This is a genomic window from Roseburia sp. OM04-10BH, assembly GCF_003462605.1.
GTDB classification, from domain to species: domain Bacteria; phylum Bacillota; class Clostridia; order Lachnospirales; family Lachnospiraceae; genus Roseburia_C; species Roseburia_C amylophila.
This window is the reverse complement of sequence record NZ_QTZI01000004.1, coordinates 1-14,099: the sequence shown is the minus strand read 5'-3', so window position 1 is coordinate 14,099 and position 14,099 is coordinate 1. Positions and strand designations below refer to the sequence as shown.

Below are 14,099 nucleotides of genomic sequence, written 5' to 3'. Positions count from 1 at the left end.
AAAACACTTGTCAAGGAATTCTTCCTATAAGAACTCTCTCAGACGTTCTGCACGGTTCGCCCAGGTATCTTCCTTAAGTGCCCGTTCATAAGAATATTCTATGATTTCTTTCATTTTCTTCGGATGTCCCAGCATGGATAATACCTGTTCCGGCAATGCATCCAGATGCTCTAACTCATAAAATGCCAGATCTTTTCCATCGCAGAAACGCTCCTTTAAATAAATGCTGCCATCTGTCAGGGATACTGCTTTATTTAACATGGCTGTAAAAATTCTGTCATGGGCTCCATCCTTAAACCATGGCATGGTATTCAATGCAATCTTGGTATTCCGAATGATTTTTACGCATTCGGCAGAATCAAGCTGCCTTCCGTTTAAAATAAGATTCTCCGGATGTTTTACCTTAAGATTCTCCCACCCTTTGCCAAAAACATGTACCCGTACTCCATTGTCTACCAATGTCCGCACCGTTTCTCCACGGAAATAAGTCCGGTTATACATATCCAAAAAAAGTATTCCTGCAAAGCATGCCATCAGCTCCCGCTCCGTTACTTCCGGAATCTCCCGGCGGACAAAATGCTCCATGGCAGAATCTAACGGCTCTGACGGATGCAGGCGGAGATAATTTAATATCTCATGATAGAATTCAATATATTCCTTCGTCTGGCTGGTAAAATGCTCTTCAATTGCCGGAAGATGCACATAGTTTGCGATAAAACCCACTTCATATTCCCGATTCTCATATGGAATAAAATCTGTTGGGACTCGCTCTTCCCCATCCATCAGAAAATTCCCTGCCAATGGTAAAAAATGACAGGGAATCCCTTTATAAAACCGTTTCATATAAGAAATATGCTGACGGTCGATACAGAACACAGTCAGATTCGGAATTGTCTCATCAAGCTGCTTATGATAATACAACGGATGGTCCACAAGAATACAATAGACCGGAATATTTCTGCTGGCAAAGACAGACTGAGACTCTGTTTCCAACAGGAACTCCTCTCCGCTTAATCCGATAAAGTTAAAGGTAATGACTGCGGTCTCGCCACTTTTTAAAAAGCGGCTTAATCGTTTCGTGTCAGCATATTCTGCCTGAATGTCAAAGAAGAAAATCTGATATCCCATCTTGCGAAATGACGCTGCCATCTCATGTGAAAAATAAGTTAATGTTTCTACGCCTCGTTCAAAAAACACAAGTTTACGGATATCACTCATTTTCTTTCTCCATTTCAAAAAATCCTAGTTCTTAAAGCTGTGAATTGGTGCAGGAATTCTTCCCCCACGGTTGATAAATGCATCACAGGAATACTGGTTTACCGGCATAATCGGTGCATAGCCGAATAATCCACCAAATTCTACAGTATCGCCTACTCCCTTTCCGATTACCGGAATCAGACGGGCTGCTGTAGTCTTCTGGTTAATCATTCCAAGTGCCATTTCATCTGCAATAATACCGGAAATGGTAGTTGCCTTGGTATCACCCGGAATTGCAATCATATCGAGACCTACGGAACATACACAGGTCATTGCTTCTAATTTCTCCAGTGTAATGGCATTTGCCTGTACTGCATTAATCATTCCCTGGTCTTCGCTGACCGGAATAAATGCACCACTTAAACCACCGACATAAGAAGATGCCATTACGCCGCCCTTCTTAACCTGGTCATTTAAAAGAGCAAGGGCTGCTGTCGTTCCCGGTGCACCTGCATATTCCAGACCAATTTCACAAAGAATATCTGCTACACTGTCTCCGATTGCAGGAGTTGGTGCCAGAGATAAATCTACAATACCAAATGGAATATTTAAAATTCTCGACGCTTCCTGTGCTACAAGCTGACCTACACGGGTTACTTTAAATGCAGTCTTCTTGATGGTCTCACATAATACTTCAAAGTTCTCTCCACGGACTTTTTCCAATGCAGTCTTTACAACACCCGGTCCGCTGACACCAACATTGATTACCGCATCTGCCTCTGTTACACCATGGAATGCGCCTGCCATAAACGGGTTGTCATCCGGTGCATTACAGAATACAACCAGTTTCATACAGTCTACAGAATCTCTGTCCTTAGACTGCTCTGCCACCTCTAAGAGAATCTCTCCCATTAATTTTACAGCATCCATGTTAATTCCGGTTTTTGTGGATGCAAGATTTACAGAACTGCAGACTCTTTCGGTACGGCAAAGTGCCATTGGAATAGAACGGATTAAAAGCTCATCTGCCTTTGTCATTCCCTTGGATACCAGTGCAGAATATCCACCAATCAGGTTTACTCCTACTGCTTTGGCTGCTGCATCCATAGTATCTGCGATGGTTGCAAAATCTTCCGGTGTCTTGCAGGCTGCCCCGCCAACCAGTGCAATTGGTGTAACGGAAATTCTTTTATTTACGATTGGGATTCCAAATTCCTGCTCAATCTGATTTCCTGCTGATACCAGATCCTTTGCCACTGTAGTAATTTTCTTATAAATGTTATCGTTTAACTTCTTTAAATCAGAATCAATACAATCCAAAAGACTGATTCCAATGGTAATGGTACGGACATCTAAGTTCTCATGCTCCACCATTTTATTGGTTTCGCTTACTTCCATTATATTAATCATTTTTTGTCTCCTATATTCTGCCTTTCTACACAGCTCATTTCCTGTATTTTCATTGATACGCCTTAGTGACCTGCCAACAGCAGTTCCCTTTTATGTAAGTCGTATTAAATTCTGTGCATCATATCAAAGATTTCTTCTCTCTGACATTTGATGGTAACACCGATTTCCTCACCTAATTTTTCCAGTGCTGCAGAACACTCAGCAAATGGTGTTTTGGATGTATTTAAATCAACAATCATCATCATATTGAAGAATCCGTCAATGATAGTCTGTGAAATATCCAGTACATTGATATGCTGTTCTGATAAATAAGTACAAACTTTTGCGATAATTCCTACAGTATCTTTTCCTACTACAGTAATAATTGTCTTGCTCTGTGTCTTTTCCATTTTGTTCTCCTCTTATTTTTGCTTTCTTAATATTCTTAAATCCGGATAAGCTCAGACACTTCGTCCCGCTTTGCTACCTGGATTGGAAAATCATTTCCGTGGTACGGGTTCTCACCCTGTTCTACTTCCTGGCGCACTGTCTCATATGCCAGTTCTGCCAGATTATTTTCCTTGCTCAGATGCCCCAATACTACTTTTTTAAACTTATCATGCAGAAGCTGCCCTAAAAATTGTCCACTGCTCTCATTGGAAAGATGTCCTCTGTCCCCTAATATCCGCTGTTTCAGAGGATAAGGATAACTGCCCACCTGAAGCATACGCACATCATGATTTGCTTCTAACAATAATACATCTAAATCCTGCAGCTTGTCTATAAGATAATTGTCATATTTCCCTAAATCAGTAATGACCGCCATCTTTTTATCTGACTGTTTCATGATGTATGCCACCGGATTTGCGGCATCATGGGAAATGGATACCGGCTCCACCGTAATATCTCCAATCTGAAATTCCACTCCGGCTTCGATAGGATGAAACAATGTCTCATCTACTTTTCCCACACTGGAAATCCCTTTGACTGCCTCAATGGTCTCTGCCGTGGCATAGATTGGAATTCCATATTTTCTTGCTACCACGCCAAGACCGGAAATGTGGTCTGAATGTTCGTGGGTCACAAGCAATGCCTGCATTTCCGCGGTTTTCAAACCGATACTGTTTAATCCTGCTTCAATGCGCTTTCCACTGATTCCGGCATCAATCATCAGATGGCTGCTTTCTGTTCCTGCGTAGATACAGTTTCCACTGCTTCCACTTGCAATACTGCATAATTCCATTTTCTTATGTCTCTTTCTATTTAGTAATTCTCTTTCCAGTACACTTCAATTTTATCGCCGTCCTGCAATACCTGTGTATACTGGGCATCCACGCCATTGATTAAAGTTACAATTGCTCTTCCGTGGGATGCTGACAAATCAAAATCAATATAATCAAAAATATCCACGAATACATATTCTTCTTTGCCACTTAAAGTAATTTCCTGATTGTTTGCAATAATATGTAATTCTTTGCTTTCCGGCTCTGTCGGTTTCTGCACCGGTGCATCGGCTGCTGCTTCTGCTGCAGAATCTGTATTCGTTTCAACTGCCGGCTCTGCACCTGCCGTTTGAATGCCATCTGCTGCATTTTCATCCGCAGCATTTTCGTCTGTCACAGATTCAGCTGCCACAGAAGCTTCTGTCTCATGAACTTCAGCTGCACTGTCTGCGCTTTCTTCTGTTGAAACTTCTTCCGGTCCGGCATCAAATCTGTGGTCTGCCTGTCCATAGGAAATATGACGTTCACCGCTTTCATAGGCAGAAGCACTCCATTCGATTTCAAAGTTCTCATAACAAAGAGATCCCATATCTGCCGGTTTTCCATTTAAGATAATTCCGGCTTCTTCATCAATCCGCACATCCATAAACTCTGCCAGCTGTCCAATGGTATAGAAGTTTCTGGTTTCGATTTCGTCCCCTTCCTGAATAACATAATTAGAAGGTTCAAGGCTTCCATTGACCTGAACAAATTTCGGGCAGGTAATATTGATGCCATTGACCTGGAAGGTAATGGTGGAGGATGTATATTCATCTAACTGTTCAATCGTAGATACGGCTTCTTTTCCAATGGTAGAGGCTTCTATGGTAATCTCGGAATTCGGAACCAGTGGTGTATTGATGCTGACTACTCTTCCGTCCACTTTAACAATGGCTGATTCTCCCGGTTCTCCACGGACGATTCTCGGCTTGCCATTTACGGTAAACTCTACTGCCTTGCCCCGTCTTGGGAACAGTGCTTCATTCGGGAAGCCCGCCTGCAATGCAGCGTCCACAATGGTAAGATGGCTGTTATCATAAAGCTTTAAGCGTTCTCCGTTAAACCGGACCATAATGAAATTATTCTTCTGGTCATAATAATTAAGACAGATTCCAATCGGTGTTACCAGTAATGGGTCTTTCTTAATCTCTTCCTGTGCAAAATGAACCTCTTTTAAAACTTCTTCTCCACGTAATGCTACACGCTCTCTTGGAATTTCAAGCTTGTCTGCAAGCATTTCCGTAAATCCATGGATTTTGCCGCCACCACCAACTACGAAGGCTGCACTGACTGATTTATCACCATTTAACTCTTTGATTTTCTCTGCTACTTCAGTGGTAATCTTATCTACCGTATCATGGGTTAAATCCCAGATTTCTTCAGATGGAATCGTATGGGTAATGCTCATGATATCGGTAAATTCCACTTCATCCGCCATACCGGATGTCAGCTTCATATGTTCTGCCATATTAAAATCCACCAGATAATGCTGTACAATTAATTCGGTCAGCTCATCTCCGGCATAAGGAATCATGCCATATGCAATAATGCTTCCGTCTCTGGTGACACAGATGTCGGATGTTCCGGCTCCCACATCAACCAATGCAATATTTAACATTCGAAAGGCCTCCGGAATTGCTACGTTGATTGCAGCAATAGGCTCCAAAGTCAGATTGGCAACATTTAATCCAGCCTGCCCTACTGCGGAATACAGACCATCTACAACGTCCTCCGGCAGGAAGGTTACGATAACATCCTCCGAAATTTTCTCTGCCTTATGTCCTTCGATATTGGAAAAGACTTCATCATTGATATAATATTTTACAACGGAATATCCCACACAGTAAAATTTGTAACGGGTATCATTCCTCTCTTTTAAAATCTGCTGGGCATGGTCTACTCCCAGTAAATCCAGAGTATGTATATGTTCTGCAGTTACTACGGTCTCTTCTGCGAATTCATATTCCACGCTGGTGGTCACGGTTTTCAGTACACGACCAGCGGCAGCAATGCAGACATCGGTAAGCTTTGCCTCTAACTGCCCTTCTAATTCTGCCTTTACTTCTGCAATTGTTCTGCCTACTCTTCCGATGTCATGAATCTGACCATCCAGCATAGCTCTGGTTTCATGCTCTTTCATATACTGGGCTGCCACATAGAAGTCTTTGCCTTCCCGATATCCAACTGTTCCAACTACGTTTCTTGTTCCGATATCCAAGCCAAATACAAATTGATTTGCATTCTGTTCTGCATTATCCATTGGTATTTTCTCCCTCATTCTCTATTATCGTTCTTACCTGTGCAATGGTTTCTTCCGTCGTACCATTATTATCAATTACCACTTTGCAATGTCTGCGGTATTCGTTCTCGCAAAGCTGGCTTTCAAACATTTCACTGATTTTTTCATCACTGTAGCCTCTCGACTGCTTCAGCCTTGCTCTGCGATTCTCCTCTGAAGTATAAATATACCATAATTCATCGCAAATTTCATCATAATGTTCTTCGATTAATAATGCCGCTTCCAATACCAGATAACGAAGCCTGCCTTCTTCCTTTTCCTGCTCTAATACATGGAGCACATATTCCTTTACTGCCGGATGCAAAATCTCATTCATTCCATTCCGCCTGGCTTCATCCTTGAAAATAATGGCTGCCGCCTTCGGACGGTTCATCTTCCCCTTTTCATCAAAAACATCTGTTCCCGCAAACAGCTCCTGCAATTTTTCGTTACAGGACTGTCCCGGCTCAGAAAGTTCTCTTGCGATATCATCCGCCAGCATTACTTTCGTATCTTCTCTGCCGGCAAGGTATTTTAATATTTCTGTTTTTCCGGCTCCTACGCCTCCGGTAATTCCGATAAATTTCATAATTTCTGCCTTATCCTATTTTGCTTCGTACCAGTTATTTCCGGCATGCATATCTACCTCTAAGGTTACCGCAAGGTCTGCTGCATGAAGCATTTCTTCTTTCAAAATCTTCTCTACCTGCTGCTGTTCTTCTTTACAGGTCTCAACCAAAAGTTCGTCATGTACCTGTAAAATCAGTTTTGATTTCAAGCCTTCCTCTTTCAGGCGGTCATGTACATGAATCATGGCTATTTTAATAATATCTGCTGCAGAACCCTGAATCGGTGCATTCATTGCCACACGTTCTCCAAAGGAACGCTGCATGAAATTACTGGAGGATAACTCCGGCACCGGTCTTCTTCTGCCAAACATTGTTGTGACATAGCCTTTTGTCCTGCCATCCTCTACCAGTCCGTCTAAGAATGACTTGATTCCCGGATAGGTTTCAAAATAGCTCTTAATATACTGTTCTGCTTCTTTTCTTGTAATACTTAAATCCTGACTTAATCCGAAGGAACTGATTCCATAGACAATACCAAAGTTTACCGCCTTTGCATTTCTTCGCTGCAGTGGTGTTACTTCTTCGAACGGCACATGAAATACCTTGGATGCAGTAATCGCATGAATATCTTCTGCATGCTTATATGCATCAATCAGATTTTTATCTCCTGACATATGTGCCAGCAAACGAAGCTCTATCTGGGAATAATCCGCGTCTAAGAATACATAACCTTCTCTCGGTAAAAACACTTTACGAATCAGCCGTCCCAATTCCATCCGGATTGGAATGTTCTGTAAATTCGGGTCTGTACTGCTTAAACGTCCGGTGGCTGTTATGGTCTGCTGGAATGTACTGTGAATCCGTCCATCCTCTGCAATAAATGCAGCCAGTCCGTCGGCATATGTGGATTTTAATTTGGTCAGCTGACGGTACTCTAATATTTTTGATACAATCGGATAATCCGGTGCCAGCTTTTCCAGTACATCTGCTGCAGTAGAATATCCGGTCTTGGTCTTCTTGCCATTTGGCATCTGCAATTTTTCAAAAAGAATCACACCAAGCTGTTTTGGTGAATTGATATTAAAGGTCTCACCGGCTTCTTCATAGATTTCTTTTTCAATTTTATCTATGGATACTGCAAGATTCTCTCCATATTCTTTTAAGGCATCTGCATCAATAGCAATGCCTTCCTTTTCCATATCAGATAAGGTATATACCAGCGGCATTTCTATTTTATCAAAGAGTTCTTTCATGCCCTCTTCTTCTAACTGCTTTGCCAGCGGCTCTTTTGCCATTAAATTAATATATGCCTGATAACACGCCATTTTCAAGAATTCTTCCGGCTTTTCTTCCGATGCTGTGACAAAATCTTTCTTTCCAAGATAATCCTCTTTTGATGGCACCATCAAATCAAGATAGTCTTTTGCAATGTCTTCATAAGCATAGTCATTTTTCAATGGGTTTAATAAATAAGCTGCTATTTTCACATCAAAAATATGACTCTTTTCATCGGCTTCTATCCATTTAAGCTGTGGTTTTAAATCAAAGGTGCGAATCTCTGTGCCTGCTGCAAGAAGCTGTCTGCTCTGTTCGAATAGATACTGCTCTGTCACAAATCCCGCAACCGGAATATATGCCACATCTTCTTTTGTGCATGCAACTGCAAGTCCAAGCACAACATCCTTTTCATAAATCAACTGGAAGCCTGCTGCCTGCTGCTTCTTTGCCTTTTCAAAAAAATCTTCTACCCCAGCAAAATCCTCGATTCGTTTAAAGTTTTCCTCTCCGGTATTTACCGGTGTGTCCACTTCAAACCGTTTCAAAAGATTCTTAAATTCCAGACGCTTACACATCATATAAGCTTCCGGTGTATATAAATTGCCAATTCTTGCTTCCCTGATATCATATGGGATGTCTGCATCTATCTTAATGGTAGCCAGTGTCTTACTCAACTGTGCCATATCATAATGCTCTTTTAACATCTCTTTCGCACGGTTTGGCTTAATCTCTTCTACATGGGCATATGCATTTTCAATGCTGCCATATGCCACAATCAGGTTCGTGGCTGTCTTTTCGCCGATTCCCGGTACACCCGGAATATTATCTGCGGTATCGCCCATCAGCGCCTTTACATCAATAAACTGCAATGGTGTAACCTGATATTTTTCCAATACCTCTTTGGTATTATAATCTTCGATTTCCGTTCCGGTCCGCTTAGTCTTTGGAATCCGGATCTTAATATGGTCACTGGCAAGCTGCAATAAGTCCCGGTCTCCGGACACTACAGACACTTCATAGCCTGCTGCTTCACTGCGCTTTGCTATGGTTCCCAATAGGTCGTCTGCTTCCAAGCCTTCTTTTTCAATTACCGTAACTCCCATGGCACGCAGCATTTCTTTCATCAGCGGTACCTGCTGCCGCAATTCTTCTGCCATCGGTTTTCTCGTTCCCTTGTATGCATCAAACATCTTATGACGGAATGTTGGTGCATGCACATCAAAAGCAACCGTAAGATACTCCGGCTGCTCTTCCTCTAATATTTTAAATAAAATGTTTAAGAAACCATATACTGCATTGGTATGAAGTCCCTCTGCATTGGTCAAATCCGGTAATCCAAAAAATGCCCGGTTTAATATACTGTGTCCATCGATCAGAACTAATTTTTCGCTCATCTTGTCCTAACTTTCCTCATCCATCATCTGGAAGAATTTTGTATCTATCTCAGGGTATGACCGTTTCAAGGAAATCGGCTTGCCATTACGATCTAAGAAGCAGTGCTCACTGGCTGCAATGGTACGGAGTTCTCCGGTCTCTTTGTCTGTCATACGATAACGGACACTGAGTTTGATTCCATTGTAACCTGCAATGGCTGTTTCAATAACAACAGTATCTCCGAATCGTACCATGCTCTTATATTCACACTGTACAGACAGCACCGGACTGATAATTTCCTGGTCTTCCATCTGTTTATAGCTGAAGCCCATCTGATCCATCAAGTCCATGCGTGCCTCTTCCATCCAACGGATATAATTGGAATGATGCACAATCCCCATCTGGTCTGTCTCATAATATTTTACATTGTGCTCATACGGTTTTACCTTAATTGGTGTTACTCCATGATAAATATCAACTCTTGTATCCTTCATATCTGTCACCTTCCTTACGAAACGATTATACTCAAAAAACGAACGACGTTCAAGCGTCGAAGGGATTCTTTTCGAATTATTACGCCTTTCTACTCTCCAATTACCTGAATCTGACACATTTTCATAGTAGTAAGCGCCGCCTTATGGGATTCCGGCGTCACTCCGGCACAACATGTAGCATCTACTGTAATCTCTACATCTGGAAATTCCGCTTTCAAAATCAAGGCATTAGATACCACACAGATATCCGTACAAAGTCCGCATAATTCTATTTCTTCAAAGTTTCTCTCCGACCAGTGTGTCCATCCAAAGGTCGGTTTATTAATACAGCTGCATCCCGGCACCTCCAAGCCTTCTGCAATCTCCCAGCCCTTTGTTCCTTCAATGCAATGCTCCACCGGAAGCTTCTTTCCCTCCGGTGTACTAAGATAATCTGACTGATGGGTATCCCTGGTAAAAATGATCTCGTCCCCACGCTCCTGATACTCTTTGATTTTCTCTTTTACCTTCGGTACAATTTCTTGTGCCTCTCTGGTTCCAAGTGAACCATCGATAAAGTCATTCTGCATATCTACTACAATCAGTGTTTTCATATTTGATTCCTTTCATTCCCTTTTACCAATTATCTATCGGAAGTTATTTTCTTTTATTATACACATTTTCTCTGACAGTTGCATACCATATCATAAATATCTTATGGTCAACCGCTATGTCAAACTGTACAAATCTTTTTTACCTCTCCACAATTTCCTGCCAGTTGTCCGAATGCCTGTCGACCGATGAACTTACGCTCCTTGCTGCAGACCTGGTGGTATTAAGTGATATGCTTGCAAATCTTGCCGCCCGGAAATCAATCTGTGAGCCTGCTGCTTCTGCGGAAGATGTACCATAACTTACCTACCGGACTTGCCACCGGCAGCCTCTTTCGGATGCCCGACAGCAAAAATGCAGAGAAGTATCTCTATAAACTACTTCTCTGCATTCTTTTATAATGTCTTGGTAAAGCAAATAATTCTGTTTGCTTCTGTAAAATTCATTGCTTTATGAAATAGAACACTATCTATAGTATCCAACCGGACTGGTTTTTGTTCCTTCTACATAATCATACCGCAACTGGCATTGTGCAAAGCCAATTGGAATATCATTTTCATATTTCAAAAAAATTGAGTGTTTCTTTTTTCCATAATTTCTGAGAATTCAGTAATCAGTTCACTGACCGAATGGCTGTCCCACATTTGTACTGCTAAATTTGCCAGTATTTCTAAATCCTGTTTTTCTGCTTTTCGTACCATATTGTTCCTCCAAACCTGAATTGTCTACTTCTTCATTTTTTCGCTCATTTCATGGCTACTTATTACCGGTATAAATGTAAAATCAGTAACATCATTCCAATTCGAAGCCCACTCCTGCAACACTTCCAAACTTTCAGCTTCATTGATTTGATAACAGGTATTACCGTCTTCTGCAACCCGACTGTTGACATAGGTTACACCTGTTGGCATCATCCGCCCTTTTTCATGAAATCTCCTGTAAACAGCTTCTTTGTCTTTATATTTTTCAATTACCATGTATAGCATAGTTCCTACCTCCAAATCAGACTTTCTACTTTACTCAACTCCTCTGTAATCTCATTTACACGCACCTCGTTACAATCCCCCATTTTCATCATTTCCAAAATCATATGCTGTCTATTTTCATCTCCCAGTGCAAGCAGAATTTTCTGGCATTGTTCAAAATCTGCCGCCAGCTTATCTATATCTTTCTTTGTATGCATCATTTTACCTCATGTCCAGTTACTGCTTCAAAGTGATATTTGACAATTCCAAGATCTATCTTAGAATAAAATCCTCCAAGATTTTTTGCTGTAACTTTTCCATTTTTCAGTTCCAACTGAAACTTCTGCTGGTTTACGGCAGTAGGTGCAAGACTTACTGCTTCCATACCTCTGTCAAACCATTCTGTACTCTGGTCTGCCTTTCCAAGTTCCACTATACTCTTACTTTTATGTGGAACTCCCTGTGTTTTTCCATATCCCAGTGAAATAATGATTAACAGTTTCTGTCCTCTTTCTATTTCTGCTTTTGATTTACCATGCGTCATTGCTACCCAGCAGGTATTAAGACCAAGTTCCTGACATTTCAAAACAATCTTCTCACCATAATATCCCGCCTTTTCCTGATCATTCTTATTTCCAACAATGGCAATATAATTCTTCACATTTTCAAACTTCCCATAATGAGCCATAAAGGAATTAAAGCACTTCGGTTCGTCATAAAAAGCCTGAATTGATAATTTACTCTCAGCATTGACGTCATTTATCAAAGAGTTGATTTCTTCTCTTTTCGATGGTTCGATAGTCTGATTTTTATACTGTCTTACGCTGTGTCTTTCTTTCATAATTTCTAATATATCCATTACAATATCCTCGCTTTCGTTCATCTAATTAAATCAAGTATATCATATCTTCCCATAAAAAATTCAATGGTAAAGAAAATCAAGACGATTAAAAATAGATAACCATATTTCAGGTTATCTACTCTTAATTTCTGATTTATTCAGTTTTAGAACCTGTAATTGATAAAACATACAACTTCCGGTTTTCCAATTCCATAAACTTGAATTGAGATTTCACCTGTTTTAAGAGATTTAATAACTGTTATATTTTGTTATTAAATTCTCCACAAGCCCTTGAAAACACTGGATTTATCGCAGGTGAGCTTTTCCTTATTGTTTCCCTTGTGTTATATCGTCCCATCAGTGTTTACGAACTCTGATAAGGGCAAATACAAGGGCAAGAAAAATCTATAAAACAGTATAACACAAAATAAAAGTGACATGGTGAACTGATTGAAATGCTTCTGATTTTTGTAACTGATAATTGATTGAATGATAAGGAGAGATAAGATACGATGAGAACAATATTTGCAGAATACAATCCACAGCGCAATAGTATTGATGTTTACACCTCTGCTGGCTATATGCTCCGCATTGATTGCTGGGAAGCTGAAAAGAATTTAAAAACTACACCCGGATCAGACTGTGCATTAAACGCACTTGCTATTGATGAACCACTTGAATATGTACGATTATATTTGGACGGGAATATGCAGATGTGGGTAGATGCAGAAGATTCATTAGAACTATGGTGATTTTTCGACGGTGTGAAATTTTTTCTGTAAATTCAGATCTTCTATGATAATTGATGCGGCTTAACAGCAGTTTTCTGTTGTTAAGCCGTTGTTTATTTAATAGCAAAAATAAGCCGGTATGTCAAGAGCACCCAGAAAATCTGAACGTACATTTACTCTTGATCATCCGGCTTATTTTCAACAGCACTAAGATTACCTTTTTTAATATTGTTTGGGATACTCCCTCCATAACCGTCACATCAATTTTATACTTTACTTCGATTTCAACTTTTTCTGGTGGATTGACTAAAAGCCTGTCAATATCATTTTCCTCAACACCAGCCATTTTTGCTATCGTTAGCTTGGATATGCCATAATAGGAAACAAGCAGTTCCAACCAATGCACCAATTTGATATTTCCCTTTTACCGAATCCTTTTATGCCTTAACATCACAACTTCCTCCGATAGATGGAGCTGTACCTACTGCCTGTGCTACAACATTCTCTGTAATGCTTTTCATATCCGTACCAATTGCAAATATTGTGCGTCTATCTTCCTGAATTTTCTTCATCTGCTCTTTTCTTTCAGCTCTCCGTTCCACAAGTTTTTGTTCATTTTCTTTCTTTTTCTCGATTTTTCTATCTTCATAAGCCCTTTTTTGTTCTTCGCTTGGTCCTGTAATAACCATGGAGCCCATATTACCATCCTTATCTATCCATATCTGACGATACTTAACTTCACTACCAGTCATTGATTTAATCATTGAGTCAGCCCATCTATCTAATGCTGGAATTTTTGACAACATATTTTCATATTTTGTGGCAACCTTTGGATTACTCATCATCCTATTTAAAATCTCAGGAGCAATCCTCACATCCGTTTTTCCTGTACGATTAGCTGTTTTTACATTTTTATCCGAACTTCCTGCCACAATATCTATTTGAGGATTTTTTTCCTGCAATTTTTTTACATAATCTTCCTGACTCTCTTCTGTTTTGCCCACCAGTGAATTTTCCTTTGTTTTTTGAATATCACAAGCTGCCTTTTTAACCGTGTTCTTGTACCCTGATGCATAATACGATGTGTAACTACTGTTATTGATACCTGTAATTGCCATAATCCTACCTCC

Annotated in this window: 17 protein-coding genes; 2 read left to right on the top strand and 15 right to left on the bottom strand. The window is 40.5% G+C overall.

What is annotated here, in order from left to right:
• Nucleotides 1-24 precede the first annotated feature (24 nt).
• The 9 genes from DXB43_RS05300 to DXB43_RS05260 form a co-directional block, all read right to left on the bottom strand.
• On the bottom strand, nucleotides 25-1,218 hold the full coding sequence (locus tag DXB43_RS05300; RefSeq protein ID WP_117947006.1) for a glycosyltransferase family protein: 1,194 nt from the start codon (nucleotides 1,216-1,218) through the stop codon (nucleotides 25-27).
• A gap of 24 nt (nucleotides 1,219-1,242) precedes the next feature.
• On the bottom strand, nucleotides 1,243-2,607 hold the full coding sequence (locus DXB43_RS05295; protein ID WP_117698745.1) for a PFL family protein: 1,365 nt from the start codon (nucleotides 2,605-2,607) through the stop codon (nucleotides 1,243-1,245).
• A gap of 104 nt (nucleotides 2,608-2,711) precedes the next feature.
• Nucleotides 2,712-2,996, bottom strand: a complete 285-nt coding sequence (locus DXB43_RS05290) for an ACT domain-containing protein (protein WP_022244074.1) — start codon at nucleotides 2,994-2,996, stop codon at nucleotides 2,712-2,714.
• A gap of 35 nt (nucleotides 2,997-3,031) precedes the next feature.
• Nucleotides 3,032-3,829, bottom strand: a complete 798-nt coding sequence (locus DXB43_RS05285) for an MBL fold metallo-hydrolase (protein WP_117698746.1) — start codon at nucleotides 3,827-3,829, stop codon at nucleotides 3,032-3,034.
• Between the two features lie 20 nt (nucleotides 3,830-3,849).
• On the bottom strand, nucleotides 3,850-6,108 hold the full coding sequence (locus tag DXB43_RS05280) for a cell division FtsA domain-containing protein (RefSeq protein ID WP_117947005.1): 2,259 nt from the start codon (nucleotides 6,106-6,108) through the stop codon (nucleotides 3,850-3,852).
• Nucleotides 6,101-6,715 carry a dephospho-CoA kinase gene (gene coaE, locus DXB43_RS05275; RefSeq protein WP_022244071.1) on the bottom strand — a complete coding sequence of 205 codons (615 nt, stop codon included), beginning with the start codon at nucleotides 6,713-6,715 and terminating at the stop codon, nucleotides 6,101-6,103. Before coaE ends, DXB43_RS05280 begins: the two co-directional genes overlap by 8 nt.
• A gap of 15 nt (nucleotides 6,716-6,730) precedes the next feature.
• Nucleotides 6,731-9,367 (bottom strand): DNA polymerase I, encoded by a 2,637-nt coding sequence (gene polA, locus DXB43_RS05270; RefSeq protein ID WP_117947004.1) that lies wholly within the window; start codon nucleotides 9,365-9,367, stop codon nucleotides 6,731-6,733.
• Nucleotides 9,368-9,373: 6 nt separating this feature from the next.
• Complete coding sequence (locus DXB43_RS05265) at nucleotides 9,374-9,841, bottom strand: acyl-CoA thioesterase (protein ID WP_117947003.1); 468 nt, start codon at nucleotides 9,839-9,841, stop codon at nucleotides 9,374-9,376.
• Nucleotides 9,842-9,930: 89 nt separating this feature from the next.
• Nucleotides 9,931-10,434 (bottom strand): cysteine hydrolase family protein, encoded by a 504-nt coding sequence (locus tag DXB43_RS05260; protein ID WP_117698751.1) that lies wholly within the window; start codon nucleotides 10,432-10,434, stop codon nucleotides 9,931-9,933.
• A 116-nt stretch (nucleotides 10,435-10,550) separates the two neighbouring features.
• Between DXB43_RS05260 and DXB43_RS15005 the strand changes: the two genes are divergently transcribed.
• Nucleotides 10,551-10,733, top strand: a complete 183-nt coding sequence (locus DXB43_RS15005) for a DUF6774 domain-containing protein (RefSeq protein WP_147337975.1) — start codon at nucleotides 10,551-10,553, stop codon at nucleotides 10,731-10,733.
• A 262-nt stretch (nucleotides 10,734-10,995) separates the two neighbouring features.
• Here DXB43_RS15005 and DXB43_RS15410 read toward each other — a convergent pair whose 3' ends face one another.
• The 4 genes from DXB43_RS15410 to DXB43_RS05240 are packed head-to-tail and all read right to left on the bottom strand — an operon-like array spanning nucleotide 10,996 to nucleotide 12,256.
• Nucleotides 10,996-11,133, bottom strand: coding sequence for a hypothetical protein (locus tag DXB43_RS15410; RefSeq protein ID WP_242986207.1), 138 nt, complete (start codon nucleotides 11,131-11,133; stop codon nucleotides 10,996-10,998).
• A 24-nt stretch (nucleotides 11,134-11,157) separates the two neighbouring features.
• Complete coding sequence (locus DXB43_RS05250; protein WP_117947002.1) at nucleotides 11,158-11,418, bottom strand: DUF3303 domain-containing protein; 261 nt, start codon at nucleotides 11,416-11,418, stop codon at nucleotides 11,158-11,160.
• A 5-nt stretch (nucleotides 11,419-11,423) separates the two neighbouring features.
• Nucleotides 11,424-11,618, bottom strand: coding sequence for a hypothetical protein (locus DXB43_RS05245; protein ID WP_147326044.1), 195 nt, complete (start codon nucleotides 11,616-11,618; stop codon nucleotides 11,424-11,426).
• Complete coding sequence (locus DXB43_RS05240; protein ID WP_117698757.1) at nucleotides 11,615-12,256, bottom strand: nitroreductase family protein; 642 nt, start codon at nucleotides 12,254-12,256, stop codon at nucleotides 11,615-11,617. Before DXB43_RS05240 ends, DXB43_RS05245 begins: the two co-directional genes overlap by 4 nt.
• A gap of 494 nt (nucleotides 12,257-12,750) precedes the next feature.
• Here DXB43_RS05240 and DXB43_RS05235 point away from each other — a divergent pair, with 494 nt between their 5' ends.
• Nucleotides 12,751-12,990 carry a DUF6061 family protein gene (locus DXB43_RS05235; RefSeq protein WP_055232114.1) on the top strand — a complete coding sequence of 80 codons (240 nt, stop codon included), beginning with the start codon at nucleotides 12,751-12,753 and terminating at the stop codon, nucleotides 12,988-12,990.
• 121 nt (nucleotides 12,991-13,111) lie between these two features.
• Here the strand turns inward: DXB43_RS05235 and DXB43_RS05230 are convergent, their stop codons facing one another.
• Nucleotides 13,112-13,375 carry an HTH domain-containing protein gene (locus DXB43_RS05230; protein ID WP_306723538.1) on the bottom strand — a complete coding sequence of 88 codons (264 nt, stop codon included), beginning with the start codon at nucleotides 13,373-13,375 and terminating at the stop codon, nucleotides 13,112-13,114.
• Nucleotides 13,376-13,406: 31 nt separating this feature from the next.
• The coding region (locus DXB43_RS05225) for a DUF6033 family protein (protein WP_243006642.1) at nucleotides 13,407-14,099 on the bottom strand (693 nt) is incomplete at its 5' end.